Below are 26,791 nucleotides of genomic sequence, written 5' to 3' on the forward strand. Positions count from 1 at the left end.
ATGACTGGGATGAAGTCGTAACAAGGTAGCCCTACCGGAAGGTGGGGCTGGATCACCTCCTTTAAGAGATAACAGGTCTACCTGTATTTCTAGGTTGAGACAAGCTTCTCTCACTTCACGTCGCTTCTACTCTGCTGTCAAACAGCAAAACTATCTCGAAAGATTGATAATTGAGAATAATCAGAGAAGAGAATCCTATTAGGGTTTTGCTTCCTCGTAAGAGGAGACAATTCCCTCGAATCTATTCTATAGATTCGAAAACAAGCGCAGTAAATATATCAATGACAATGAACGGCGCTTGAGGAGAAATACTTCACATTAATTAGTGTGTTAGGGAAGGCGTAAGCAATATATAAGTGAGTGGACTGTGTTTCAGTCTCGCAAGAGATTGGAAAACTAGTTCACAAGCTCAGTAGTAGCGATAAAGTTAAGTTCAAGCTACTAAGGGCTGCTGACGGATGCCTTGGTATCAACAGGCGATGAAGGACGTGCTAACCTGCGAAAAGCTTCGGGGAGCTGGATAGAAGCTTCGATCCGGAGATGTCCGAATGGGGGAACCCAGTGGGAGTAATCACCCACTATTCTTATCTGAATACATAGGATAGGAAAGCTACACCTGCTGAAGGGACACATCTCAGTAAGCAGAGGAATAGAAATCTAGAAGAGATTCCCATAGTAGCGGCGAGCGAAGTGGGAAAAGCCCAAACCAAGAATTTTATTCTTGGGGTTGTAGGGCCGGTCAATAAAGTTTTAACTACGTTTTAGCAGAAGCATCTGGGAAGATGCGCGATACAGGGTGATAGCCCCGTAAGCGAAAAGGCGTAATAAAGCGAGATCGGTACCTGAGTAAGACTGGCCACGTGAAATCTGGTCTGAATCTAGGGGGACCACCCTCTAAGGCTAAATACTCGTTGATAACCGATAGTGAACCAGTACCGCGAGGGAAAGGTGAAAAGAACCCCTGTTAGGGGAGTGAAATAGAACCTGAAATCAGCAGCTTACAAACGGTCGAAGGCCTATGGCCCTTTTAGGGCAATGGCTGACGGCGTGCCTTTTGCATGATGAGCCAGCGAGTTAAGCTAAACGGCAAGGTTAAGGGACATACGTTCCGGAGCCGGAGCGAAAGCGAGTGTGAATAGCGCGTTTAGTCGTTTAGTTTAGACACGAAACCAAGTGATCTATCCATGACCAGGATGAAACAGGGGTAACACCTTGTGGAGGTCCGAACTAGTGTCTGTTGAAAAAGCCTTGGATGAGTTGTGGATAGGGGTGAAAGGCCAATCAAACTTGGAGATATCTTGTTCTCTTCGAAATAACTTTAGGGTTAACCTCAGTGTAGACTCTTTCAGGGGTAGAGCACTGGATCCAATAGGGAGGCTTACCGCCTTACCGACGGGAACCAAACTCCGAATACTGAAAGGGCAGCTGGGAGATAGACTGTGGGGGATAAGCTTCATAGTCAAAAGGGGAACAGCCCAGATCGTCGATTAAGGCCCCAAATTCTATGCTAAGTGAGTAAGGAAGTGAAGTTTCAAAGACAGTTGGGATGTTGGCTTAGAGGCAGCCATCATTTAAAGAGTGCGTAACAGCTCACCAATCGAGAGACTTCGCGCCGAAAATATACGGGACTAAAGCATAGAGCCGAAATCACGGGTGCATATCGCAAGATATGCGCGGTAGGAGAGCGTAGTATGTGCAACGAAGATATACCGTGAGGAGTATTGGAGCGCATACTAGTGAGGATGCATGGCATGAGTAAACGATAAAGAGGGTGAAAATCCCTCTCGCCGAAAACCTAAGGTTTCCAGGGTAAAGCTCGTCTTCCCTGGGTTAGCCGGTTCCTAAGCCAAGGCTGAAAAGCGTAGGCGATGGGAAGCAGGTTAAATAATCCTGCGCCACCTAAGACTATGGCAATGAGATGACGAAGGACGTTAAGCGTGCGGACCATTGGATGTGTCCGTGACACTATGGGGCAGGCTAGTAGGAAAATCCGCTAGCATAATGCTTGGTAGTGGCCAAGGGGAACCCTCGGGGGAACCGATGACGTAGCGCGATGCTTCCAAGAAATAATCTCTAGTCGTCGATGGTGACCGTACCAAAACCGACACAGGTGGGTGTGAAGAATATTCTCAGGCGCGCGAGATAACTCTCGTTAAGGAACTCTGCAAACTACCCCCGTAACTTCGGGAGAAGGGGGGCCTAATCTCGTGACTACTTTACTGTAGGTGCGAAGTTAGGTCGAAGAGAAATGGCCCAGGCGACTGTTTAACAAAAACACAGCACTATGCGAAGTCGTCTAAGACGATGTATATGGTGTGAAGCCTGCCCAATGCCAAAAGGTCAAAAGGAGGTGTCAGCTCGTAAGGGCAAAGCACTGAATTTAAGCCCTGGTGAATGGCGGCCGTAACTATAACGGTCCTAAGGTAGCGAAATTCCTTGTCGGGTAAGTTCCGACCTGCACGAATGGCCTAACGATCTGGGCGCTGTCTCAACGAGAGACTCGGTGAAATTGTAGTAGCGGTGAAGATGCCGTTTACCCGCAACAAGACGGAAAGACCCCGTGAACCTTTACTGTACTCTGATATTGGCTTCTGACTTTCCATGTGTAGAATAACCAGGAGACTGTGAAGAGGGCTCGTTAGGGCTCTTGGAGTCACCGTTGAAATACTGGTCTTGGGGAGTCGGAAGTCTAACAAAGTCCCATGAAACTGGGATTTGGACACTGTCAGACGGGCAGTTTGACTGGGGCGGTATCCTCCTAAAGAGTAACGGAGGAGTCCCAAGCTTGCCTCATCGCGGTTGGCAATCGCGAGTAGAGCGTAAAGGTATAAGGCAAGTTAACTGAGAGACCAACAAGTCAATCAGGTACGAAAGTAGGGCTTAGTGAGCCGGCGGTGGAAAGTGGAATCGCCGTCGCTTAACGGATAAAAGGTACTCCGGGGATAACAGGCTTATCGCCACCAAGAGTTCATATCGACGTGGCGGTTTGGCACCTCGATGTCGACTCATCGCATCCTGGGGCTGGAGAAGGTCCCAAGAGTGGACGAACCAATGGTGTTCCGGTTGTACTGCCAAGTGCACCGCCGGGTAGCTATGTTCGGAAAGGATAAGCGTTGAAAGCATCTAAACGCCAAGCCTCCTTCAAGATAATGTATCCCTATGAGACTACCGGAAGACTACCGGTTTGATAGGTTGGATGTGTAAGCACAGTAATGTGTTTAGCTAACCAATACTAATGAGTCCATCGGCTTGATTTTTTTTCTTTATATCGCTGGCTTATCTCCTAAATTGATAGGAGATTCGCCAGTGATAATCTGCGTCTGACCTAACCACCAATTGGTGAAGGACAGCTCTTTCAAGCGCCTTTTTTTGTCAATGAATGCGGTTTTAATAGGACAAACACTTATCTAGATTTTTCTTGGTGACCATAGAGAAGGGGAAATACCTGATCCCATCCCGAACTCAGAAGTCAAGACCTTCATCGCCGATGGTACTACACACAAGAGTGTGGAAGAGTAGGACGTCGCCAAGATTTTTTTTCCAACCCTAGCTGTTACTCAGCTAGGGTTTTTTTTTGCCCCGATGGTACCCAGAATTTCATCAGTAGCAGATTGATTAGACGATTTCTTGAGATTTTTTTCTGGATCAAGGAGCGGCAGCGAAAGCGATGCCTAGTGGCATCGGTGAGATGTCGCGACGCAGAGGCAGAGAAAAAGATCAAGGAAGCGGCAATCAAGATGCTGCTGATGGAGTTCAGAGACACAAGAGTGTGGAAGAGTAGGACGTCGCCAAGATTTTTTTTCCAACCCTAGCTGTTACTCAGCTAGGGTTTTTTTTTGCCCGCATTTTTCGCGCGCGGAAAAGAAGGGACATAAACGGACGAAAATGGACACGCGCTGGAGAAAGAATTCTCTTTCTATCGCTTAACGGATTTCTTTGATTGAGTGTAGCGAAATCCCTGGAGAGGTGATTGCAAAAGTACCGTTCAGCCGATTTTTTTGAGATTTTTACTGACGATTCTGCTCAAAAAAAAGCCAGGACAGTGCAAAAAGCAAGGAAGGGAGGAAAACGTGCAAGAAATGGACAGGCGGGCAAGAGGGAGAGAAAGAATTCTTTTTTTAGCGCGTGTCCGTTCTCGTCCGTTTCCTGTCCATTTTCGTCCATTAATGTCCATTTCTTCTCCGAGCGCTCTTTTTTTTAGATGGCTGCGTTAGGCTTCTGTTCGAACGCTTCCCAGATTTCGGTAAGAGAGGCGTTTCGAGTTTCTGCAGAACGCAGATAGTTGAAATCAATCCTAAACGGGAAGAAGGCATCTCTGTAGAAGCTATAATCGTGCATTAACGCCTCGCGAGTAACGCGGTAGCGCTCCTCCGTTGTATCCACTGAAGAGCCTTGCAAACGGTCTAGAGTTTCAAAGGTGGCGAAGAGGTTGGATACGACGCAGTTTGTATGATTTCCTTGGCTAGCAAGGTTGGGATTCATAGGATAAGGTATATTTTCAGGAAGAACTGGCTTGTCGCCTTTAATGGGATAGGAGTTGAAGGTCTTTTCAACGTTCATAAAAGGAAAGCGCGCATCTAGCATGGGGCGAATAACAGTAATAGCTTGATCAAGGGTTGTATTGATTTTTTGACTTACACTACTTCTATTTACCCAATAGAGGTTAAAGAGCTCGCCGGCTTTTTTTTCGATGATTAGATAGGTCTTATGCATGCTGTCTACGGGAAGCGATAGAGCCGAGTAGTTTTCAGTTCCATAGACGATCGGAATAAAAAAGCGAGCATTAAGCGGTAAAGACTCCATTTTTGCTTGCAGCTGGCTCATAAGGCAACTCATCTGCATGTAATAGAAGAGGCTTCCCATATAAAGGCCCACTTTAAATCCTGTAGTTGGCTCAACAATACCTACAAGTGTAGCGACAAGCGTTCCCACTACCTTCATGATGTTCTGAAGCAGGAAGAATAGGTGCATGAGAGGATTTGTGGTTATCTCTGTGTAAATTGGTCCGCGTCCAGAGATAAATTGTATGACGCCTGTGGCTAGGAGGAAGAGGTGAAGGAGCATCGCAAAAGTCAGATCAATCGTCGCAAGGATCGGCATTAAAAGAACTGCACATCTAATTAGAACCTCTCTTGTTACAGCCTCATACTGGTACTCCCCGCGGATCTCTTTAACAAGATAGCCCGTTGCAAGCAGAGTAAGATTGGTGATCTTGTGGATGAACTCTTGCGCCTGTAACGATTCAAGGGATCCTTCAAACTCTCTGGCAAAGCGGATGCTTTCGATACACTCGTCTGAATAAATCTGATGTCTCACACCAGCTACTTCGCTGGTCTGGTGTCCTCTTGCGATCGTTTCAACAATAGACAAGCTCTGGATGGGGCTGCACGGTGTTGTAAAGCGGCAGGATGTATTGGAAGAGAGCATTCCGACTACTGCGTGTTTATCCACCGGTTCGGAGACGGCAAAGCCAGCAAAGGGGTGTATCAGACCAAAGACGCTGCCCAGTAGAAGAGGGGCTACCGCATTGCGCACTCTTTGGAGATGCTGCCAGGGCAGCACAAAGTCCAATTCACAGCATAGGAGGCTCTTTCCCAACGCATAAACACACGTTGGAAAGATCATGGTGGTGTGGAAGGCGATATCCAGTGCAGCACTTACAGAGAGAAGCGCAGCTGCCACCACTCGGCTAATAGGGGTATACTCCTCACAACCCAGCTCTTGTTCAAAAAAGTAGGTGTGAAGAGTGAGTTTCTCAGCGGCGCTAAGGAAGCTGATCTCTGCTGTCATAATCTTGCAATTTTAGCCCTGCGCTACTACTAAGTTCTCAGAGGTGAGGAGTGAGTAGATCGTATTGCCCTCTGCGTGGCTTGTGATTGCCGTGTTTGCAAAGTTTCTGAAGTAGTCGCTCACGGTCTGAGGGGTGATCTCAGTGTAGGCATCGAATAGCGGAACATGCGCGGGATGCTTCTGATTGAGAGGCTGCCAGATGCCGGAAGGGTGAGGTGTCTGAGGATCTGGAAGGGTATCAGTGGTTTTGGGTTTAAGCTGTAGGGAAGAGTCGAGCATGTGCGGGAAGCGCTGGTTGAAGTCGCTTAGGTCTTGAGGCGTGAATACTGGGGAGAAGTGGTCGCCGATGAGTGAATCCACACGGGTGTCTGTAGCTTTAATGATCTCTACTCGTCCATCGATACTATGTACGATTTTCTCTGCGCGCTCAAGGAGTACGTTATCGCAGAAGTGCCAGCGGAAGATCGCCATGAACAGAACGGAGACGGTGCGAGCGAGTAGAGTCCAAGAAGGAAGCTCGCAGTTTGAGACGTGTGCCAAGAGTTCGTGAAGGGGGCGGGTAACGAGGATGGTTCCCGGCTCAAACTCAATGCCTGTTACTTGAGCGCCTGTAGGCTGAGAAGAGAGAGTTGCTAAGTGATCGCCTAATGCTGACATTGCCATAATACTTTCCTCGTTTTTGATTTAGATTAATTAAGTAATGCAATTATAGCATTATTATTTTTCTTATGCAATTGCTTAATAATCTGTAAATTAAAGATTTTAGTTTAAAATTTTACTGCTTCTTCAAAACGGTCCGAAGAGAGCAGCGAGTAGATCGTTTTATTGAGGCCCTCTATAATAACATTTTTCGCCCTCTTTTACAATGCTGGTATTTTGTTAAATTAAAATTTTGATTTTGTTTGCATGTGCTAGATTGAGGCAATAAAAAAGCCGCTAGGGGGGTTAACCCTAGCGGCTTTTTTCATCCAACTCTAAGAAGAGAGGGACTACTTACTACTCTTGTGAAAAGCGATCTTGTCTTCTGCCTTCGCCAGACCAGCTGCCGCGACGCTCTCTGCGCTCGCCACCACCGCCACCACCGCCGCCGAATGAACGCTCTCTTTTTTGCTCAGGGCGCGCTTCATTGACGATGAGTGTACGGCCGTTTAACTTCATGCCGTTGATAGCTTCGATAGCCTTTTGAGCCTCATCGCCATCAGCCATTTCTACGAAGCCAAAGCCTTTCGACTGGCCAGTAAATTTGTCTGTGATGATGCGGACTGATTCAATCTTTCCATAAGCGGAAAAGAGGTTGTGTAGCTCCTCTTCAGTTACGCTGTAAGGAAGGCTTCCGACATAAAGTTTTTTGTTTGCTGCTTGATTCATACTAAAAAAAATCTCCTTAAAGATCTAAATACTTACTTCCGTGTGAGCCGGCCCGAAAACGTTTTTCTGGGAGAGGCGCACACCTTTAGGAGTTGACTCGGGCTTTTCCAATCGCTGGAACAAGAACAGACATAAAATCAGTTCAAAATACACGGGATCAACAACATTAACGATTGTACCACAAGGCTCTTTTGCAAGTCCAGCAACTCATCGCCTCGCTCAAAATTAGCGTCAACAAATTATTTTAACTCAGCTGAAATCTTACATCCAGCGCTGGACGATGGGGTAGGCTCTGCCGACGCGGAAGGCCTTCTTGGAGACGCGTATGCCAGGAGCGGCTTGGCGCCTCTTGTACTCGGCTCTGTGGATGCGATGGATGAGATCGATGACGAGCTCGAGAGGAATTTTCCAGCGCTTTGAGATCTCCTCTGGTGAGAGGAACTCTTCGACGTAGCCCTGCAGAACGGCGTCGACAGTTGCATAGTCTGGGAGTGTGTCGCTATCTTTTTGATCTGGTCTGAGCTCGGCAGAGGGGGGCTTGTCGATGATCGCTTGCGGGATGATCTCCTGCTTTCTATTGAGCCACTTGCAGAGTGCGTAGATCTGCGTCTTGCTGACGTCGGAAATCACAGCAAGACCTCCGCACATATCGCCGTAAAGGGTCGAGTAGCCCATGCTCATCTCGCTCTTGTTAGCTGTGCTGAGCACGATGTGTCCGAATTTATTCGATAGCGACATCAGGATCGTTCCGCGCACGCGTGCTTGAAGGTTCTCCTCAGTAACATCGAAATCTGGTTTGCCCATCTCTTTGAAGAGGGGCTCGAGAAGTTCTAAATACGCTTCAAAAGGGCCTTCAATGGGAACTTCAATGAGCTCGATATCGAGCCTGCGCGCGAGCTCTTGTGAATCTGTAACGCTTCCGGTTGAACTGAAGCGGGAGGGCATTGTGATGGCGAGCACATTCTCTTTCCCGAGTGCGTCGGCTGCGATGCAGGCAACGAGTGCGGAGTCGATGCCGCCAGAGAGGCCTAAGCACCCCTTCTTAAATCCCGACTTGTGAAAGTAGTCGCGCGTTCCGAGAACGAGGGCCTCATAGAGATCGCCCATCGCGTCATAAGAAAAAGTAAAAGCGGGAGGGAGCGCGTCGAAGTCGATGAGCATCTCCTCCTCTTTAAATCCCGCAGCGATCTGCCTGAGTTTGCCATCTCTGTCGACGCAGATGCTGTATCCATCGAAGATCAGCTGATCATTGCCTCCAACCTGGCAGCAGAGAATGACGGGGCACTGGAGCGTCTTGGCGCTCTTGGCGCAGACTTGAATGCGGACGTCGGGTTTCTGATACTGGTAGGGAGAGGCGGAGATGTTGACAAGAAGGTCGGGTTTAGAGGGAAGGATGTCGAGGACGGGATCCTTCGAATAGCGCGTGAGATCGACAAAACCGGAGTGCTGCCAGATATCTTCGCAGATCATCACGGCGATCTTCTTCCCCTTGCACGTCCATGTTTGAAGAGATGATCCTGGCTGAAAGTAGCGCCTCTCGTCGAAGACGTCGTAGGTGGGAAGCAGGCACTTATCCTCGTAGCCGAGGAGTTTGCCATCTTCGATAATAGCAGCGCTGTTGTAGAGAGGCTTCTCCGCATCTTTGGGCGCCCATCTTACGAGGCCTACGATGAGCATCAGCTTCGATGAGGCCTTGATGATCTTTTCGAGGCACTCCTGCACCTGATCTATGAATGCGGAATGGAGGAGGAGGTCTTCAGGCGGATAGCCGCAGATGCTCATCTCGGGGAAGATGAGGAGGTCGGCCTTTTGGGCCCGCGCGCGTTCGATCGTTTGAAGAATTTTTTTAGTATTTTCTTCAAGATCGCCAACGGTTGGATTTAATTGAGCTGCAATGACTCTCATAACTTGACTCAAAACCTTTTATCTACGCATGATTTCCTATACTACAAGAAGGAGCATTAAAGATGGGAAAACTCAAGATCCACACGGAAAATCTTCTTCCGATCATCAAAAAATGGCTTTATAGCGATAAGGATATTTTTGTCAGAGAGCTGATTTCTAACTCGTGCGACGCCCTGCACAAACTGCGCATTCTGCGAGAGAGGGGAGAGGCGGAGTTTTCAGAGGAGTCTCTGCGCATCGACCTCATCATCGACAAAGAGGGGCACACGCTGAAATTTGTAGATACTGGTATTGGGATGAGCGAAGAGGAGGTGGAGAAGTATATCTCCCAGATCGCCTTCTCCGGAGCTGAGGAGTTTCTAGACAAGTATAAGAGTCAGAACGAGCAGGACCAGATTATCGGCCACTTCGGGCTCGGTTTCTACTCGGCCTACATGGTTTCGACAAAAGTGGAGATCGACACCCTTTCTTATCGTCCCTCATCTGCAGCTGTGCTCTGGTCGTGCGATGGCTCTTCAGAGTATTCGGTTGCGCAAGGTGAGAGAGCAGAACGCGGAACAGAGATCACGCTTTTTATCGATAAAGATAGCGATGAGTTTTTGGAAGAGAGCAAGATTAAACAGATCTTGAAGCAGTACTGCGCGTTTCTTCCCTTCCCGATCTACCTCAATGGAGAGAAGATCAACCACAAAGATCCTCTCTGGTTGAAAAACGCCTCCGAGTGCACCGACAAGGAGTATCTCGATTTCTACAGGGATCTCTATCCTCAAGAGCCGGATCCGATCTTCTGGATCCACTTGAATGTCGACTACCCTTTCAACCTGAAGGGGATCCTCTACTTCCCAAGAGTCCAGCGCAGATTTGATTGGAACCGCGCAAATATTAAGCTCTTCTGCAACCGCGTTTTTGTCTCGGATAACTGCAAGGATCTGATCCCAGAGTATCTCGCTGTTCTTCAGGGAGCGCTTGATAGCGCAGACATCCCGCTTAACGTCTCCAGAAGCACGCTGCAGATGGATAAGACGGTGCGGCAGCTGGCCTCTCACATCTCTAAAAAGGTCTCCGATCGTTTAACTAGCCTCCATCTAACGGAGAAGGTCAAGTTCCAAGAGGCTTGGCCCGATATCGAGCTGATCGTGAAGCTCGGCGCTGTGCAGGATGAGAAGTTCTACGAGCGCGTTAAGGGTGCTCTCATCTGGAAGAACACAGAGGGGGAGTGGACAACAGCCGAAGAGTATTTAGAGCGCAATCGAGAGAAGACGAAGGAGAAGATCTTCTATACAACGGAGGAGAAGACCCCATCATATCTGCTTGAACTCTACAAAGGACATGAGGTTCTCTATGCCACATCTCCTGTGGATACAGCCCTCATGAATACTTTGGAAAACAAGCTCTCTTCTGCAAAATTTCAACGTCTTGACGGAGCGATCGAAGCTGCAACTCTCGACTCTTCGAGAGAGAAGACGCTCCTTGATGCCGATGGGAAGACTCAAGCGGGAAGGATCGCCGACTTCATTCGCGCCTCTCTCGGGCTTGAAAAGGTTGAGGTGGAAGCGAAGAGTTTAACCTCTGATACCCTTCCTGCATTCATCGTGCTTGATGAGGAGGCAAGGCGCATGCGCGACTACATGGCTCTGACGGGTCAGAGCCTTCCTTTTGCCCTGACAGACAAGAAGACTTTTGTAGTGAATACAAATAGCAAGCTGATCTCTTCAATCTATGCGATGCAGAGTAAGCAGCCGGATCTTGCCAAGCAGATGGTGCGCCACGTCTACGACCTGTCGCTTCTGTCGCAAAAAGAGCTCGAGCCGACAGCTCTTGCCGATTTTGTCTCTCGCTCAAGTAGCGTCCTAGAGCAACTCATTGAGAAGTGAGGTGGGTTTCGTCGAAGATAGTGCCCTCGTTGTCGATCGCTTGGACGACGCCAACGGGGCCATCTAGAGAGACGAGGTAGACGAAGTTGCGAGAGTCGGTCTTTGCTAGGTACCAGAGCTTATCTGCTGGGTTGGGAGTGCGGAGATTCACTGCCCAGGCGCCGTCGCCAAAATAGAGGGTGCCGTCTGGATCTATCTTTCCCTGCTTCAATCTGTGTGTCCGTTTGAAGGCGTGGTCGTGGTGTTCAAACACTGTCTTTACGCCATACTGATCGAAGAGGGGGGTCCAGTATCTGCGGATCTGCTTTCGGTTGCCCTTGTCGTAATTGTAAACCGAAGGGTAGGCCGAAACGTGATAGACCGCCATCTTGTGCTGCATCTTTTCGTTTGCTTTCAGCGTATTTTCTAACCAGCTCGTCTGCTCGCCTCGGATCGGATAGGTGTGTCCTGTGTCTAGAAGTGTGAGGCTGAGGTAGCTGCCATAGTTTAGGGTGCGGTAAGAGGTGTAGGGCTCGCTCATTGCAAAGAACTCGTAGAAGAGAACGGGTTTTACACGCGGATTCGGATGGGTGCTCTCTAGGTCGTGGTTTCCGATAGCAACAACGAGCGGAATGAGCCTTCCATCGGAGGTTGCCATCTGCTCTTTCCAAGCAGTAAAGAAGGTCTTCCAGCGTTTGATTTCGAAGTAGCGTCCTTTGAAAAGGTAGTTTCTGCCGCGGGCGTAGGCGATGTCGCCTCCGATCACGATGAAATCGGGATCCATCTTCGCCACCTGGCTATTCATCTTTTTGAGCAGTAGAATCTCATCTTGATAGACATCTCCACCCACCACAAAATGGATCGGCCGCGTTGGATTTTGGGGCATGGTTCTAAAGCGGTAGATCTCTTCGCTCTCTCCGAGGCGAAAGGCGTAGACGGTATCGGGATTTAACTGGGTGAGCTCAACCGTATTCACGCGCAGATCTCCCCAGATGAGCGTCGCTTGTCCCACGACGTGCGCCGCTCCACATGCCTCGTGCCAGGAGCCCTCGCTCTCGCTCTTATAATAGACGCGTGGCTGCTCTTCTTTTTCGCTATGCCACTGCACGGTCATCGTCGTCGCAGGATCGTGCAGCCAGGTGAGGTAGAGGGCAGAGGGGGAGCCCTCCCCTTTTTGCCAGAGGGAGAAGATGGCCACACCGAGAATAACAAAAGTAGCGGCGAGAAGCTTTTTCATAGGGATTTTCTCGGCGAGGGAAGCTCTTCAATGAGGGACCCCTCTTCATCGTATGATCTAACTGTATACCCTTCTTGGCCAAGAGTAATCAACCAGAAGCAGTCGAGCTGAGCCGCCTTTGCTAGGTACCAGCTGCTGGCCAGAGGACGAGGCTTTCTCGGAGAGACCCCCCAAGCCCCATCTCCCAAGTAGGTGATCCCCTCAGGGTCGATCTTGCCCGCTTTAATCGGGTGGGATCTCTTGTAGGCGTGGTTATGATTTTCGAAGGCGAGTTTTACCCCATACTTTTCGAAGAGAGGAACCCAGGTAGAGCGGATCTTTGTGGGGACGCTCCCTTCATACTGGTAGACAGAGGGGTAGGCGGCTACATGGTAGACGGGGATTTTGAAGGGCACATCCATGCGGGCAGAAAGCGCTGAATCAAGCCACTTAGACTGCTCACCATCAATGGGATAGGTGTGGTTTGTATCGAGAAGAAAAAGGCTAAAATAGGAGCCGAAATCGAGCGTTCTGTAAGGGATGTTCTCCTGGGGAAAGGGAAAGAGCTGGTAGAAGGCGCCGCCGATCTGGCGAGATTTGACGTCATGGTTGCCCACGACGACGACCATTGGAATCAGGCGTCCATCGGAGGTCACCATCTGCTTCTGCCACTCTTGCAGAAAGGTGCCCCAGCGTTTCGCCTCCCAATCCCTTCCTTTGAAGAGGGACTTATGCCCATGGGCGTAGGCGATATCGCCTCCCACGACTACAAAGTCGGGGTCTGCGGCGGCGATCTGAGTGTTCATCTTGCGGAGGAGGTAGAGGTAGAAGTAGGCGTCTCCAGCCACTGCAAAGCGGAGGGGTCTTTTAAGGCTCTTGGGGCAGGTGCGGAACTTGTAGGTTGTCTCCTCTTCGCCAACTTTGAAGAGGTAAGTTGTATCCTCCTCAAGATCAGTGAGTTCCGTTGAGTGGATGAGGAGCGAGCTCTTCTGAAGAAGGGCTGCTGTTCCCTCTCTCTTCTTCCACGTCTTCTCTCCCTCCTTCTGGTAGGAGACCTCCGTCTCTCGATCCTTCTTGGAGGTGTGCCAGCGGATCACCATCGTAGAGGTGGGGTCCCTCGTCCAGCTGAGGTAGAGGGCAGAGGGCTCCTCAGCCCCGAGCCCAGCGGAGAGGAGAAGAAGGGCTAAAAACCAGCCTTGTATTTTTCTTAGAGTCATAGACCTGTAAGGGTGGGCTATAGGAGAGTTTCTTGCAAGAATTTCACTGATTATTAGTAATTTAGAGCTCAATGTTAAATTATAAATTTATTTTGACATTTTAATAAAATTATACTATAATTATTTGAAAATCTAATAAGAGTGTAATTATGACATCAACTAATAATATTTCTACGCCGGCAAAAATTCTCAATACAACGGTTAGAGGCTCTCCTGCTTTTAAAGCAGATGATGAGATTCGCGATGAGGAGAGCGAATTAATTGAGGCTCTAGGAACGGCACTTCCTGAGAACGCAAAACTTAAAATTGGGATCAAACCAACTGGGCTATCCATTAAAGATGAGGAGGGAAACCGCATCTTTAAAAAGAAAATGGAAGAATTGCCGAAGAAAGTCCAAGACATTTGTAGGCGCATTCTTGCAAGAGCCGCTGCTGCTAAACGTAGTGGTTCAGCCGGCTCATCTTCCGGTGGAACTCGCCGTAAGCTTTTTAGCGGGAGCGACTCCCCCCGTGGAACAGGCGCAGGTGGAGCGGGTGGAAGGCAGCCCTCTGTTAGAGCAAGACTTCTCCCTTCACAAGAAGAGCAGGCAAAGCTCGCCGCAGAACTGGATCAGAGCAGAGCGCAGATTGGAGCTCTCACTGAAAGAGCAACACAGGCTGAGAGCGCAGTTCAAGCCAGAGAAGCTGAACTTGCCGCTGCACAGCAGGCATCTCAGGCTGCAGCTGCTGATCATCGAGCAACATTAACAAGATTAGATCAAGAAGCGCGGGCTGCTACTGCCCTTACAGGAACTTTACAAGCGCAGCTAGCTGCAGCGAAAGAGCAATTTGAGGCGGCATCTGGAGCTGCTTCAACTCTCAGTAGAGATAAAGCAGCTGTTGAAGGTCAACTTAAAGAACTAGCTGCGCAACTTCTAGAAGCGCAAGCAAGAGAAGCAGCTGTTCGCACAGAAATTGCGGCGGTGCAACAGGCTCAGCAAGCATCATTAAAAGAGATTGAGCAGCTTAAACATGCTGCTGCCCAAGCAGCGGCTGCCGCAGCTGAATTAGTAGGACAAAGAGATGCAGTAGCGCAAAAGCTAGAAGCCGCGCAGAAAGCCCATGCAGAAGCTGCTGCTATAGCAAAAACGGAGATTGGAAGACTCGGACAAGCAGCTCAGGATGAACACGCAAAAGCGGTACAGCTTCAGGCTGAGCTCGCTGCTGTTCAAAAAGCGTCTGAGGGAGAGATCGGCCAACTTCAACAAGGTGTTGAACAAGCACGAGCTGCAGTAGCAGCAGCTGCTCAGGAAAAGGCTGCCGTTCAAGCACAACTGGAAGCCGCGACGCAACAACTCGCAGCCGCATCAGCGTCAGGTGGTGAGAAACAGGCACAGATTACTCAGCTCACAGCACAGTGCGAAAAATACCGAGCAGAACTAGCAACACTTACGAAAACCGCTCAGGATGCACATGCAAGAGCTGATGGGCTTCAAACAGAGTTAACCCAGGCTCAAGTGGCATTCGCACAAGAGCGCACACGGCTTACACAAGATATTGATGATGCCAGAGCCGCAGCCGCCCAGCTTAGAACAGAATTAGAAACTGCGCAGCGAGCGCATACAGCCGCAGCAGATACAGCAAAAGCAGAGATTGGAAGACTCGGACAAGCAGCTCAGGATGAACACGCAAAAGCGGTACAGCTTCAGGCTGAGCTCGCTGCTGTTCGAAAAGCGTCTGAGGGAGAGATCGGCCAACTTCAACAAGGTATCGAACAAGCGCAAGCTACAGTAGCAGCAGTCGCCAAGGAAAAGGCTGAGGTTCAAGCACAACTTCAAACGGCTACAGCACAACTCGCAGCCGCAGCAGCGTCAGGTGGTGAGAAACAGGCACAAATTACTCAGCTCACAGAGCAGTGTGCTCAATATCAAGCAGAACTAGCAACACTTACGAAAACCGCTCAGGATGCACATGCAAGAGCTGAGAGGCTTCAAACAGAGTTAACCCAGGCTCAAGCGGCATTCGCACAAGAGCGCACACAGCTAAGAAAGTCTATTGCTGATGCAGAAGCTGCGACAGCTACAGCTACGCAGCAGAAGCTTGCCGTAGAAGCACGACTTCAAGCAGCGACTGATGACCTTGCTACTGAACGTCAAATGGCAGTAGAGCGCGCTGGGCAATATCACGAAGGCTTAGAACAGCTAAACCGCCGCGTTGAGGAAGCACAGCAAAAAGTAGCTAGTCTTCAACAGCAGCTGTCAGAGGCTCAAGCGCAAGCAGCAGCAGCTGGTGAAACAAATGAAACCCTTAACAATCAACTTAGAGCCGCTACAGCTCAGGCTGCAGAAGTCGCAGCTGAGAAGCTGATTGTCGAGAGAAGAGTTGTCGAAATTACAAAAGAACTAGCAGAAATGAGTGCAATAGCGGATGAGGCTTTACAGGGGCAAAGAGAACTTCGCACTCAACTTCAGGTTGCTACAGAGGAAGCTGCCGCTGCGAAGCAGGAACTTGCTACTGCCCAGGAGCAACATGCAGCCGCCCAACAAGAGCTCACAATTAAAGTCGGTAATTTAACACGACAACTTGCACAAGCCGTAAGAGATAAAACGGCTATAGAAGAGAGCCTAGCGGAGATGGAGGTGCGTGCAACCCAAGCGGAAGATCGCGCAATAGCACTTGAAGCTCGAGCAATAAAAGCTGAAAAAGAGAGAGATACGATCAAGTCAGTAAACGATCTGGCTCAAGCGCGCATTAAGCAGCTGGAGGCGGAGCTTAATGCTCTTAGAGCACTACATGCCAAATGCGGTGAGAAGGTTGTAGAGGTCATCTCTCCTCCTCCTGCTCGTGCTCCAGAACGTCTTGAGAGGAAGAGAGATCCTACTGCCGAAGCCGAAGCAGCCAAAAAGGCGCAAGCCGCCGCCGCTGCCGCTCAAGTTGCAGCTCTCGACAAGCCCGATCCCTCAATTGAAGAGGCGATCGATGCGATCCGCAGAGGCGACCTAACACAATATCTCACAAACCCCAGAGCAGAACTCGCCGCACGTGCAGCTGAAGAACTCGCAAAGGCGCTTACAGAAGGTGCTAAGCCTTCAGAGATCTACGCTCTCGCTACCTACACCGCTCTTGTGTCACCTCAAAAAATTGATAAGGCGAAACTTAAACAGTGGCTGATTCAGCGAGCAATGGAGAGTGAAAAATTAGGCAAAAAAGAGCAGAGATTAAGACACTCTCTTCTTTCGGCACTCTCCGATAAGGACCTTGCGAACGCTCTGCAGGGGTTAGAAGAAGTACGCGCGTTAATAGTGAGCAAAAGAAATGAGGGCGGCTACGCACTTATTGAATGGGCTCGTGGTCTTATTGCTTCAAAGGGAGAGAAGACGATCATAGAATCTCTCTTCATTGACCTCTTAACCAGAGAACTCAGAGATCTTGACAAAGGCGCAAAAACCCTCTGGGTTCCAAATGGAAAAAATAAACCAGAGAACTCCTATTCTCTCATTGAACAGCTAAGGCAGAATCCAAAGTATGACCATATTGCAGCAGATTCTAGAGATTGCGCTGGATGGGATACTATACTGGCAGAGAGAGAGGAGCAGATCATGGGTGCGATTGGTAAGTGCCTCGATCTAAATACGTGGAATAAGGTGCTGACTCACGCGAAATTTGCTGGTGAGATTGTTCCCAGCACGCTTGCTCCTGTCTCAGATGAGGAGATCCAAACAGCTATTGATAAAGGTCGCCGAGAGGGAGGACGCACCGGAGTTCTGCAAAACATCCAGAAGCACGTTGTAGGAAGGATTGCAAAGCTTACGGGGCTTACTGCTCCCACAGATGGAAATAAGATCAACGCCTGCTTTCAAGAGATTGCAAAATGCGCAAGGACAGGAAAGTTTTCTCCGCTGCTCGACCGCATACTCAAACAACATGGTGGAAGAGAGCTTCTCTACCTTGCAAAAATGCTCTACTACTACCAGGCGTGCGAGAACGCAAAGCCGGGGTTTATTGCTGCCGCTCATCACCACTGGGAGTGGCTCACTCGTGGAAAAACGGATGGTCAATCTGCAGAAAGATTGATTCAGCTCCTCAACACTCTGCAGGAAGACCCCAACTTTAAGGGCGGTGTGCTTACTGCCGATCAGGTGAAGTGGGCGCGCGGATTACATAATCTGTACACCTCAGAACAGGGATCTCCTATCTTTGCGGAAGCAGGAAAGGGAAAGACTGTCACAGCGCAATTCATGATGCGTCTCTTGCCTAGAATGGGCATTGAAAAGAGAACTGTTCACTTTGTCAGCCCCTTTGCAAATAGCATAGAAGGGATGCGCTGCCACACACCTGAGACGTTTGAAGGTGTTTTGCGTATTCCAGCTTCAAGCTTAAACGATATCGTCCTGGTGGATGAGGCTCACCTTCTGGCTCCTGATAAAGAGCTAAGCTGCAGAGTTCTGCTTGTGAAAGATGGAGTAGAGAGAGAGGTCTTCCCTCTTCTCATCACAGCTACGCCTGTGATTCCTGTAGATGGAACGAAGGCGTTTAAACAAGAGCAGCTAAAGCGGTACAGCGAGCAGCTCGAAAAGTTAAATATAGAGATTCATCAGAGAAAAGAGCAGATCGCTGAGATCAAGCTGAAGGCGTTCCATCAAGCGGTGCAGAATATTTATAATGAGATTCTCGCTGTTAGAAATGATGTGGTTAAACATCTTTCCCAATTTATTCTTGGAGAGGGACAGCGAAAAAAATTCGGAGATCGTATTGACGCGCTCCTGGTTGCACTCAAGAAGGGAGATATAGCCGAGATCAAGGAAGAGCTCAGGGTGATCTTAAATGCCGATATCAATAAGAGAGATAGTTCCAATGCAAGGCTTAAAGCCATTCAGCTGGGGCTTGATCAGCTTAAAAGAGAAGAGCAGAGCCGTAGTCAAAAGAAAGACACTTCTACTTATATACCGCTTCAGAAGCTTCAGAACAGGTTCAGAGACGCCCTAATGGAACTGAATAAGCTGATGGTTTCTGGAATTGAAGTCGATTCTACTTCTGAGGAGAGAGCTGCACATGCAGAGATTGCCCGCTTGGAGAAGATGGCGGATGCGATTCAAGAAAAGGTTGTGAAGTGGAAAACGGCAGGAGTTGATCAGGCTCCTACAGAAAATGAGAGCTACTTTGCTGCCCTTCCAGAGAAGCGCAAAGAGGCGATTGGAAGCTGCGAGTATATCTCAACGCAGCATCTGGTAAAGCTTACCCCAGAATTAGGAGCTCAGTGCGTCTCTGCTCTGTATAAGAAAGGCGGGGTGAAGGATGCTGTACAGCTAATCTTCCCGGGTGTGCGCTTCCAAAGTAAAGAGTTTGGCCCCCTCATCAGTAAACTGCGCGAGCTCTATGCTCAAGAGAAGAGACCTGTGCGCTTCGTCTACCAAGACTCGCATACGGATGCCGGTTTGAAATTCGAGGGACGAGAGGTTCGAGGAAATAAGTGGGTTATCGAGTTTAATGGAAGCGAGAAGCCTCGCATGGTCTCTCTAGAGGAGTTCTCGAAAAAGGAGCAGGCTCCTGGAGTCACAGTGATGCTCTACGACCGCAGCAACCTGCAGGGTGGAGACTTCGGAGACTTAAGCCGAGCTGTAGAAGGGCGCGATATCTCGCAGTTCATCCTCTATAACTTCACGGATGTAGAGGGATTAAATCCTGCGCGCATAGCTAGCGAGAACGATCTCTATCAGGCACTCAGACGCCGCCGCGGCACTCCAGCTTGCCAATCAGTCGTTGTGCTGGGAGGAGGAGTTAGCAAGGATGAGTTCGTTGGAACCCAGAGCAAGCCAGGAACAGTAGGCCTGCGACAAAAGGCTCTTGAGAAGTACTGGGCAGCTAAGTATGCCGCACAGCGCATCGCGAGAAAACTGATGAAGATCGCGCTTCTGCAAAAACATAAGAAAGCGGACTTGAAAGGAAAGCGAAACGATGAGCTTCTAGGGATGCTAAACAGTAGTGACCAGGGTCTAGTCGATAAGATTCAGTCGAACATCTACGCTGGAAAAAAGGATGCTACTCTAGAAAAATGGTTTATTGCTGCGGAGAAGGCAGCCTCTGCCCAACAAGATGGACAGAGTGCAGAGAGTTTCTGGCACACCCAGAAAAAGCATGCTGAAGTTCAGCACTACTTAACCTGGGCGCAGAGATACGGCTCTTAAAGACAAACTTTTAACGGTCTGAATCGTTAGGGTTGAGTTCAACGCGCTTCGACTCCTCTTCCTCGGTTCCAGCCTGAACATCAGTGATGGCGCCTTTGAGGACTTCGATTTTTGCGCCGTCGACCATCTTCAGGATGACGGTGGCGTCTTGGACTTTAAATACAGTGCCAACGATTCCCATTGCAGTCACGCGGTCGCCCTTTTTCAGGGAGCTGCGCTGTTTTTCCATCGCTTTGCGACGTTTCTGCTCTGGGCGCCAGAGGATGAAGTAGAAGAAGACGAGTGCAATGCCAATCATGATTAGCGTCTGCATGAAGTTGTTCTCACGAGCGGGCGCTTCTGCTGCATCTGCGAAAAGGGGGAGTGTGCTGAACATCAGCGCAGGAAGGCCGAGGCAAAATGCAAATACTTTATTCATAAAAATTCCTTGTTAGAAAAATGCTTTAACTGCCCAAGCATGCCCGAAAAGGGGCTCGAAATCAAGGAAAACTGAGTAGGGCGATGCTCTCAAGATGGGGTGTATGAGGGAACTGGTCTACTGGCTGGAGCTTAAGCAGCTTATATCCATTTTCTATAAAAACCTTCACATTTTGCGCTTGTGTGGCCGGATTACAGGAGACATATAGAATTTTTTTCGGTGCAAGGCGGAGGATCTGCGCGATCGAGGTGGGATCGAGGCCCGCTCGTGGAGGATCGACGATAACAAGGTCGGGGTGGAGCGCTTGATCTTCCCAGCTTTTGAGGATCTTCCCGACATCCCCGCAGTGGATCTCCATATTTTTCGTCCCATTGCGCTCTAGGTTGCTCTCCGCATCAAAGGTCGCTTCTGGGTTTAACTCGATTCCGGTAACTCTTCCCGCGCGCTCTGCAAAGACCATTCCGAGGGTTGCAGTGCCGCAATAGAGATCAAGCACATGCATCTCTGGGGTAACGGCGCACATTTCAAGCGCGCGGCCGTAGAGGATCTCCGCTTGCAGGGAGTTGGGCTGAAAGAAGGAGGTGGGGCTGATCTTAAATGTGAAGATTCGCTTTTTCCCCTCGATCTCTATCTCTAGGCGCTCTGTGATGTGGTCCGGGCCGGAGAGAAGCATCTCAAAAAACTGGGTTGGCGACCCCTTCTGGATCTGTTGAATTCTGAGAAAGATGCTGATGCGCATCTGCTCCTCTTCGGGAACAACTCTTTTTACGGCGTTTACAAACCCATCTAGCTGATCTTTTGTGAGGGCAAAGTCGCTCTGTCCCGACACGGTTAAAATCGCCATCTTATCCTGCGTCCGCTTGCCCTCTCTGAGCGTGAGGGTGCGGAGCGAGCCGGTGTTCGCATAGGGGTGGTAGGCTTTGATCTGCGTGCTCTTCCACCAGTCGCGAACGCTATTTAATGTTTTTGTGAACCAGGGGGAGGTGAGGTAGCACTCTTCGACGTTGAGCACGCGTCTTCCGCTTCGCTTGAGCATGAGGCCCAGAAAGTGGTCCTGAGCCTTATTTTGCGAGAAGGAGAACTCCATCTTGTTGCGGTAGCGCCACGGATCCCGGCAGGGGATAATCTCATCAAGCTTGACTCCTTCGAGGAGGCCGAGTGCGGAGAAGAGCTGCTCGATCGTCTCAGATTTTTTTTTGAGCTGCTCGGAGTAGGCGGTTGCTTGAGTGCTGCAGCCGCCGCAAGAATCGAGATGTGGACAGAGTGGGTGTTGCTCTTGCACCTATCTACTTCTTCTTTTTGCTAGGGAGCTTAGCTGTCGCTTTTTTCGGTGCTGCAGCTTTGGGTTTAGTAGATTTTTTACTTGTTTTGCCCTTTCTCTCTTCTGCAATGGACTCTTTGCGGAAGGTCTTGGAAGTCTTTGCGAATTTAACGGAAGCTGTGCGCACTCTTTGTGAAGCAGCTCTATTGCCAGATTCAGCCTTGTCGAGGTCTTCGCAGATCTCTCCAAGAATAGTTCTCATCAGGGCGATCGTGTTTTTCAGTGCCATAGACTCTCTCTCCAGATAAAAAAATTAACCGAGGGGAAGAGTAAGCTCTCTGCTCATATATTATCAATAGAGAGCGGGAGAATGTCGGTGAGGGCTCTACTATGATGCTTTAAGAGGAGGAGGCGGTCGAATCCGACAGCAACGCCGCAGCAGTCGGGAAGGCCCCGCTCAAGAGCTTCAAGGAGGCGCTCGTCGACTGGAAGAGGAGCCTTTCCCATCTTCTGGCGCTCGCGGTTAGAGGCTTCAAAGCGCCTGCGCTGCTCAAGCGGGTCGGTTAGCTCGTGGTAGCCATTGGCGAGCTCGATTCCATCGAAGTAGACTTCAAAACGTTTGGCCACTTCGGCCCGATCCAAGATCTCGGTGCGCGCAAGGGCTGCCTGAGATGCGGGATAGTTTCGAACAACGGAGAGCTTATCTTTAGGTAGTTTCGGTTCGATGACAAAGCTCATCAGGCACTGCAACAGGGTGTCTCGGTCCCACTCCTGAGTGTCAAAAGAGAGGGCGAGCTTGTGCTGTTTGGCGCACTCTATGAGCTGCTCTACTGTAGCATCTACATAATCGATTCCTGCGTGGGTGAGGATCAGCTTGCGGTAGTCGAAATAGAGGGCTTGCTGATCTCCTAAAAAAAGACGGATATAGTCAAGGGTCTCTTCGATCATCGCTTCGAAGGTGTAGCCGCAGCGGTACCACTCTGTCATGGTGAATTCGGGCTGGTGCAGGGGGCCGACCTCCTCCTTGCGGAAGACGTGGCTTAGCTGGTAGATGTCGCCGATTCCTTGGGAGAGGAGCTGCTTCATCCCATATTCAGGAGAGGTGTGCAGGTAGCCGACAACTCCCTCTTTTACCTGGACCTGCATCACATCGATATGCGTGTCGACACAGGCGGAGAGGCTAAGGGCTGGACAGTCGACCTCTAAAACATCTCTTTGGGCGAAAAATGAACGAGACCGCGCTAGCATCGCCGCACGGTCTCTTAAAAGAAGATTTTTTAATTTAAACTCTTGAGACGTATTCACCGGTACGAGTATCGACTTTAATTTTGTCGCCTTCGTTGACAAAGATAGGCACTTGGATCTTGGCGCCGCTATCTGTTGTCGCAGGTTTAAGGACGCGTCCTGAGGTGTCGCCGCGGAGGCCGGGAGCGGTCTCGGTGACTGTCATCTCCATGAAGGTCGGCGGGTTAAAATCTATCGGCTCGTTCTTGTAAAAGATCACATCGTAGATGATCTCTTCCATGAGCCACTGTGCTTTTTCTCCAATAATTTTTAGAGAGATGGTGATCTGGTCGAAGGTCTGATCATCCATGAAGACTACAGCATCGCTCTCTTTGTAGAGCATGCGCATTTTAGACTCGTGAACGTCTGCAAGATCCAGCTTCTCACCGGATTTGAAGGTGCGCTCGATGACTCTTCCAGTCTTGAGGTTTTTTAACTTTGTGCGGTTGAAGGGCTGGCCCTTGCCGGGCTTAACAAACTCATTCCCGACGATAGTGTAGGGCTCTCCGTCGACCTCTACCTTCATGCCCATCTTAAATTCATTTGTGGCGACTTGTTGTGCCATAAAAACCTCATGGTGATAAAGGGGAGACTCTACCTTGCGCGGGGATAAACTTCAAGAGCAGGGGGTGGGAGGGGAATCGGGAAGAGGGGGGAGAAGAGCGGGCACGGGCACGCACACGGGCACGTTTACGAAGGAGGGGGAACGGGAATCGGGAAGAGAGGGGAGAAGAGCGGGCACGGGCACGTTTACGAAGGGGAAAGAGCGGACTCTCTCTTCTTTCGTGAACGTGTGCGTGCCTGTGCCGGTGCCCGATCCCGTTCTTTTCTTTTTTCTTAAGATTGGGAGGTGGGGGTGGCGGCTTTGATTTTTGCGAGGAGGTCGCTCAGTGCTTGGGTCTTTTCTTTGATTTTTGCGTCGTAGGTAGCGCTGAGCTGCTCTTTTTTTGCCGCAACTGATTCTAGCTCTGCGGTGAGGGCGCGTTGGGCAGCGACCAGTTCCTGGTTTTTTGTATCTAGGAGCTGGGTTGTAGCGTTTAAATTGGCTTGAGCGGTGGCGGTCTCTGCACTCAAGGCATGAAGCGCAGCTTGCTGCTCCTGCACGCTTTTTACTGCTTGATCAAATGAGCTTCTGAGTTCTTGTAGATCTGCAGAGAGTTTCTGGAGCTGCTCCGTTTTTGTAGTGATCTCCGCTTCAACAGCTTTTAGTTGAGCCACTCTCCCTTCCAGCTCGGCGCTATCTTTATCTAACTCTTTGCCAGCAGCAGCTAATTTTTGAGTGGCGGCTTCAGCGGAGGCTCTCTCATCTTTTAGGAGAGCGAGGATCTTCTGAGCCGCTTGCTGTCCGAGGAGGATCTTCTCTGCAAGTGCCTGTTGACCCTTGTCAACCAGTGCTGTGAAGCTCGCGCGTTCACCGGAGAGTTTTGTAGTGGCCTGTCCCAAGCTCTCTTTCTCTTTTCCCAAAAGCCCAATCTCTGACATGAGCTCTCTTGTCTGATCTGAATAGCCAGAACAGAGCTTGTTAAGAGCTTCCATGCCTTTCTGAAACTCTTCAAGCTGCGTGCGCAGAGCGCTTTCGGATTTCACAAGAGTGTCATTTTGTGTTTTTAGAGAGCCTTCTGAACTGCTCTTTGCTTGAAGTTCGGCCCTTACGCTGCTTAGAGAAGCTTCAAGGCTGTTTTTTGATTTTTCCAAACCATCAATAATTTTCTGGGAGTCTGCTAGCTGCTTAGAAAAGATAGCCTGTGCTTTAGTGAGTGTTTTTGCTCCGCTTGCGAGATCCCCTGTTGCGTGTTCAAGAACTTCAGCTCCTACTTCGATCTCTTTATCGTCGCTATCCAGACACTCTACTACCGTTTTGTAGGCGGTGACAATGCCGATGAGGCCGCAGATCATGCCGAGTTCGGGAGCGCCAGAGAAGAATGCAAGAGCGACCCCGATGACAGCTAGAACTGTTGCCGTTGCCATCAAGATGCAGTCTATCCATTCGAAGCAGCTCTCGCAGCAACCCACGCATGGGAGGAGCTCCAAGAGAGCCTGATTAGCAATCTGAGAGGAGGCATCAAAGCGAGGAGAGGTTGCTATCATACATTGTTAAGAGCTGCGATCTGAGCGTCTATGGAATCCGCTTCTTTTTTTAGAGCGTCAGTTGCACTTTTTGCATCGGCGAGTAGGGGTGCAGATCCCGCAGCGGCGCTTTTGACCTCTGCGGATATTTTTTGCAGGTCGGCGCCTGCGCTCTTGGAGTTCTCAAGTAGAGTTGTAAGAGAGGCTCTCTCTTGCGCAAAAGCTTCTCTCTCTTTCTTCATGTTTTCGACGAGCGAGGCGTATGCTCCTTGCGTACTTTCGAGCTTCTGTTGAGTCTCCGTATGCTGTTTTTGGAGTTGGGCAAAGGCGGTGGTATCTGCATGGAAGGCGTCGCCTGCTCTTGCAATTTCTCCAGCGGCAGCCTCCAGCGTCTTTCCTATCGCTGCCAAAGCTGCGCTCTTCTCGCTTACATCTCTCATTACAGATTCAAAAAACTGTGAAGAGCTTGTTGACAGCTCGTTAATTTTTTGAAGGTCTTGGGCAAGCGTCGAATCGATCTGTATTGTAAAGGTGCCCACCTTCTGGCTCTCTTGCTGGCTAGCCTGGATCTGCACGCTGAGCTTCCCAACAACTGCTTGAAGAAAGGCGCTCGCCTTTCCCTGCTCTGAGATCTGAGCTTGAAACTTTGCAAGATCTCCTCCCAGCGTATTGAGCTGGGCAGCTTGAGAAGAGACGATCTTCTGAAGGGTATTCGTATTGTCTTTTAAGTGAGAATTCTCATCGTGAAAGGAGTGTGATGAGTCGGCGATAACCTTTGCAACCCCAGCAGCCATATCCTTGGTCTCTTTGCCAATTGCTGCGCCATCATCATGCCAGCGTACTGTCTGCTGCTCGATCCGCTCTAGAAGCGATCTATTTTCGTCTGTGAGTTTTTCTATTTGAGTGGCGCGTGTGCCCATATCCGCAACTAACTGCCGTGTTATCTGGTGGCTATTTCTCTGCTTCACATGACCTATAACTAGACAGACTTCGACAAGCGCAAGGCCAGCTTCAAAATAGGGTGCAAACGAAGAGCCGCTAAAAAAAGAGGAGACGAATCCTGCAGCTGTTAGCGTTTCACTCATTCCGAAAGCTAGATCATAACGGGTCCAGGTCCATCTAGATGGGGCTGCACCCACTGGAGCAGCAGCGGCAGCGGCTGGCGCCGCTGCCGGAAGAACATCTAGACTTAGATGACCTGCGCCGCCTGCGCCCGCGCCAACTCTACTAGCAGCTCCGCTCATGTAACAATTCCAGCAGATGTTCTTTGTTGAGATGGGAAGAGAGCTCCTCTCCCCATAAGAGCAGCTAGGGGAAGTTCGTGTGTTGCAATGTGCGACGCTGCGCTTGTGAGTACGCCAGAAGCAACTGCAGAAGCTGCGGTCAAGCTGTCGGTTGCTGCCTGCTGCTGTACGACCTGTCTCTGGAGTGCTCCAATAGCTCCTTCAAGATGACCTTTTTGTTGTTCGAGAGCTGATACAGAATCAAGGAGTCGTTGATACGCTGGTTGCGCCATCATCGCTTCAATTCTTCCTGCGATCTGTTCAAATCGCGTAGCCAAGAGGTCGCCAGCTTCTCTCGTTGTTGCGAGGTTAGTATTTTCATGGGCGAGTTTTTGAATCTCTTCCTGGAATCCTGGAAGCACAGTTTCAAATCTTCCAGCGACACTATGTACGCGATCGACTTGAGATCTGAGTTCAGCATTTGCAGATTGTAGTTGCTGCACTAGGCGCTGCGCTCCGATGGAATCGAGGGCAAAGAGGAGGACGGTTGCGCAGAATGCAAGTCCTAGCGCAGAGAAGAGAGCTCCTGAGAAGAGTGCTTCAACTGCACAGATGATGAGGTAGACTGTTGCTGCGACGATGGGGATCTCTCGCCAGTACTGTGCAACACGTCCAACAAGGCTGGTGATGCAGTCGCAATCGAACCATGAATCATCACCTTGTGCAGATGCTGGCCCTTGTTGTTGCTGCTCTGGAGCTTGCGGCATCTGGATGATAACTGCTGGTACTTGACCAGGTGCAACACTTGTTACTTTGCCTGCCATAACACATTCCTCACGTTTAGTTTTTTCGTCCAACGACTTTCTTGGGCGCTTCGGACTTCTGAGAGAGAGGTTTATTTTTCAGTGCAGTGCAGAAATAGTGGAAGCGTTGGCTATTTATATATTTTTTACACTCTTTTTATTCAATCTTTAAACACGCTGGATTGCTTTTTGGGAGGTCATCGGTTAGGATGCGTATTTTAT

16 protein-coding genes and 3 rRNA genes are annotated in these 26,791 nt (G+C 49.8%); 5 read left to right on the forward strand and 14 right to left on the reverse strand.

The window, feature by feature from the left end:
• The 3 genes from HYX48_02690 to rrf all read left to right on the forward strand — a co-directional run.
• Positions 1-64 (forward strand): 16S ribosomal RNA (locus HYX48_02690); the annotation flags it as partial.
• Between the two features lie 367 nt (positions 65-431).
• Positions 432-3,258 (forward strand): 23S ribosomal RNA (locus HYX48_02695).
• A gap of 159 nt (positions 3,259-3,417) precedes the next feature.
• Positions 3,418-3,532: ribosomal RNA gene (gene rrf / locus HYX48_02700) — 5S ribosomal RNA — on the forward strand.
• A gap of 665 nt (positions 3,533-4,197) precedes the next feature.
• On the opposite strand, the gene HYX48_02705 is transcribed toward rrf, so the two are convergent.
• The 4 genes from HYX48_02705 to HYX48_02720 form a co-directional block, all read right to left on the reverse strand.
• Complete coding sequence (locus HYX48_02705) at positions 4,198-5,790, reverse strand: hypothetical protein (GenBank protein MBI2742806.1); 1,593 nt, start codon at positions 5,788-5,790, stop codon at positions 4,198-4,200.
• A gap of 12 nt (positions 5,791-5,802) precedes the next feature.
• Entirely contained in the window at positions 5,803-6,453 is a 651-nt protein-coding gene (locus tag HYX48_02710) for a hypothetical protein (GenBank protein MBI2742807.1), read from the reverse strand.
• A 333-nt stretch (positions 6,454-6,786) separates the two neighbouring features.
• Positions 6,787-7,158 carry an RNA-binding protein gene (locus tag HYX48_02715; protein ID MBI2742808.1) on the reverse strand — a complete coding sequence of 124 codons (372 nt, stop codon included), beginning with the start codon at positions 7,156-7,158 and terminating at the stop codon, positions 6,787-6,789.
• A gap of 261 nt (positions 7,159-7,419) precedes the next feature.
• Positions 7,420-9,063: an NAD+ synthase gene (locus HYX48_02720; GenBank protein MBI2742809.1), complete on the reverse strand. Its 1,644-nt coding sequence runs from the start codon at positions 9,061-9,063 to the stop codon at positions 7,420-7,422.
• Between the two features lie 62 nt (positions 9,064-9,125).
• Between HYX48_02720 and htpG the strand changes: the two genes are divergently transcribed.
• Positions 9,126-10,937, forward strand: a complete 1,812-nt coding sequence (gene htpG, locus HYX48_02725) for a molecular chaperone HtpG (GenBank protein MBI2742810.1) — start codon at positions 9,126-9,128, stop codon at positions 10,935-10,937.
• Here the strand turns inward: htpG and HYX48_02730 are convergent.
• Together HYX48_02730 and HYX48_02735 are read right to left on the reverse strand one after the other, a co-directional pair.
• The gene (locus HYX48_02730) at positions 10,924-12,153 is read right to left on the reverse strand and encodes a fibronectin type III domain-containing protein (GenBank protein ID MBI2742811.1); all 1,230 of its coding nucleotides are present in this window, start codon (positions 12,151-12,153) and stop codon (positions 10,924-10,926) included. The genes htpG and HYX48_02730 overlap by 14 nt on opposite strands.
• Complete coding sequence (locus tag HYX48_02735; GenBank protein MBI2742812.1) at positions 12,150-13,349, reverse strand: metallophosphoesterase family protein; 1,200 nt, start codon at positions 13,347-13,349, stop codon at positions 12,150-12,152. Before HYX48_02735 ends, HYX48_02730 begins: the two co-directional genes overlap by 4 nt.
• 149 nt (positions 13,350-13,498) lie before the next feature.
• Between HYX48_02735 and HYX48_02740 the strand changes: the two genes are divergently transcribed.
• A complete protein-coding gene (locus tag HYX48_02740; GenBank protein ID MBI2742813.1) occupies positions 13,499-19,513 on the forward strand; it encodes a hypothetical protein in 6,015 nt (2,004 codons plus the stop codon).
• A 10-nt stretch (positions 19,514-19,523) separates the two neighbouring features.
• On the opposite strand, the gene yajC is transcribed toward HYX48_02740, so the two are convergent.
• From yajC to HYX48_02780, 8 genes are all read right to left on the reverse strand, one after another.
• On the reverse strand, positions 19,524-19,889 hold the full coding sequence (yajC, locus tag HYX48_02745) for a preprotein translocase subunit YajC (GenBank protein ID MBI2742814.1): 366 nt from the start codon (positions 19,887-19,889) through the stop codon (positions 19,524-19,526).
• 103 nt (positions 19,890-19,992) lie between these two features.
• Complete coding sequence (gene rlmD, locus HYX48_02750) at positions 19,993-21,213, reverse strand: 23S rRNA (uracil(1939)-C(5))-methyltransferase RlmD (protein MBI2742815.1); 1,221 nt, start codon at positions 21,211-21,213, stop codon at positions 19,993-19,995.
• A gap of 4 nt (positions 21,214-21,217) precedes the next feature.
• The gene (locus HYX48_02755; GenBank protein ID MBI2742816.1) at positions 21,218-21,481 is read right to left on the reverse strand and encodes a histone; all 264 of its coding nucleotides are present in this window, start codon (positions 21,479-21,481) and stop codon (positions 21,218-21,220) included.
• A 53-nt stretch (positions 21,482-21,534) separates the two neighbouring features.
• On the reverse strand, positions 21,535-22,440 hold the full coding sequence (genX, locus tag HYX48_02760; protein ID MBI2742817.1) for an EF-P lysine aminoacylase GenX: 906 nt from the start codon (positions 22,438-22,440) through the stop codon (positions 21,535-21,537).
• A gap of 34 nt (positions 22,441-22,474) precedes the next feature.
• Positions 22,475-23,041, reverse strand: coding sequence for an elongation factor P (gene efp / locus HYX48_02765; GenBank protein ID MBI2742818.1), 567 nt, complete (start codon positions 23,039-23,041; stop codon positions 22,475-22,477).
• A gap of 272 nt (positions 23,042-23,313) precedes the next feature.
• Positions 23,314-24,564, reverse strand: a complete 1,251-nt coding sequence (locus HYX48_02770) for a hypothetical protein (protein ID MBI2742819.1) — start codon at positions 24,562-24,564, stop codon at positions 23,314-23,316.
• Positions 24,561-25,787: a hypothetical protein gene (locus tag HYX48_02775; protein ID MBI2742820.1), complete on the reverse strand. Its 1,227-nt coding sequence runs from the start codon at positions 25,785-25,787 to the stop codon at positions 24,561-24,563. The genes HYX48_02770 and HYX48_02775 overlap by 4 nt, the downstream gene beginning before the upstream one ends.
• Positions 25,784-26,590 carry a hypothetical protein gene (locus HYX48_02780; protein MBI2742821.1) on the reverse strand — a complete coding sequence of 269 codons (807 nt, stop codon included), beginning with the start codon at positions 26,588-26,590 and terminating at the stop codon, positions 25,784-25,786. Before HYX48_02780 ends, HYX48_02775 begins: the two co-directional genes overlap by 4 nt.
• Between the last annotated feature and the right edge of the window lie 201 nt (positions 26,591-26,791).

Source organism: Chlamydiales bacterium (assembly GCA_016185065.1).
Lineage (GTDB): Bacteria > Chlamydiota > Chlamydiia > Chlamydiales > Rhabdochlamydiaceae.

What these genes read in the sequence shown, in the direction of transcription:
- HYX48_02705 (MBI2742806.1), bottom strand. Translation starts at nt 5,790, where the DNA reads ATGACAGCAGAGATCAGCTTCCTTAGCGCCGCTGAGAAACTCACTCTT.
- HYX48_02710 (MBI2742807.1), bottom strand. Translation starts at nt 6,453, where the DNA reads ATGGCAATGTCAGCATTAGGCGATCACTTAGCAACTCTCTCTTCTCAG.
- HYX48_02715 (MBI2742808.1), bottom strand. Translation starts at nt 7,158, where the DNA reads ATGAATCAAGCAGCAAACAAAAAACTTTATGTCGGAAGCCTTCCTTAC.
- HYX48_02720 (MBI2742809.1), bottom strand. Translation starts at nt 9,063, where the DNA reads ATGAGAGTCATTGCAGCTCAATTAAATCCAACCGTTGGCGATCTTGAA.
- htpG (MBI2742810.1), top strand. Translation starts at nt 9,126, where the DNA reads ATGGGAAAACTCAAGATCCACACGGAAAATCTTCTTCCGATCATCAAA.
- HYX48_02730 (MBI2742811.1), bottom strand. Translation starts at nt 12,153, where the DNA reads ATGAAAAAGCTTCTCGCCGCTACTTTTGTTATTCTCGGTGTGGCCATC.
- HYX48_02735 (MBI2742812.1), bottom strand. Translation starts at nt 13,349, where the DNA reads ATGACTCTAAGAAAAATACAAGGCTGGTTTTTAGCCCTTCTTCTCCTC.
- HYX48_02740 (MBI2742813.1), top strand. Translation starts at nt 13,499, where the DNA reads ATGACATCAACTAATAATATTTCTACGCCGGCAAAAATTCTCAATACA.
- yajC (MBI2742814.1), bottom strand. Translation starts at nt 19,889, where the DNA reads ATGTTCAGCACACTCCCCCTTTTCGCAGATGCAGCAGAAGCGCCCGCT.
- HYX48_02755 (MBI2742816.1), bottom strand. Translation starts at nt 21,481, where the DNA reads ATGGCACTGAAAAACACGATCGCCCTGATGAGAACTATTCTTGGAGAG.
- genX (MBI2742817.1), bottom strand. Translation starts at nt 22,440, where the DNA reads ATGCTAGCGCGGTCTCGTTCATTTTTCGCCCAAAGAGATGTTTTAGAG.
- efp (MBI2742818.1), bottom strand. Translation starts at nt 23,041, where the DNA reads ATGGCACAACAAGTCGCCACAAATGAATTTAAGATGGGCATGAAGGTA.
- HYX48_02770 (MBI2742819.1), bottom strand. Translation starts at nt 24,564, where the DNA reads ATGATAGCAACCTCTCCTCGCTTTGATGCCTCCTCTCAGATTGCTAAT.
- HYX48_02775 (MBI2742820.1), bottom strand. Translation starts at nt 25,787, where the DNA reads ATGAGCGGAGCTGCTAGTAGAGTTGGCGCGGGCGCAGGCGGCGCAGGT.
- HYX48_02780 (MBI2742821.1), bottom strand. Translation starts at nt 26,590, where the DNA reads ATGGCAGGCAAAGTAACAAGTGTTGCACCTGGTCAAGTACCAGCAGTT.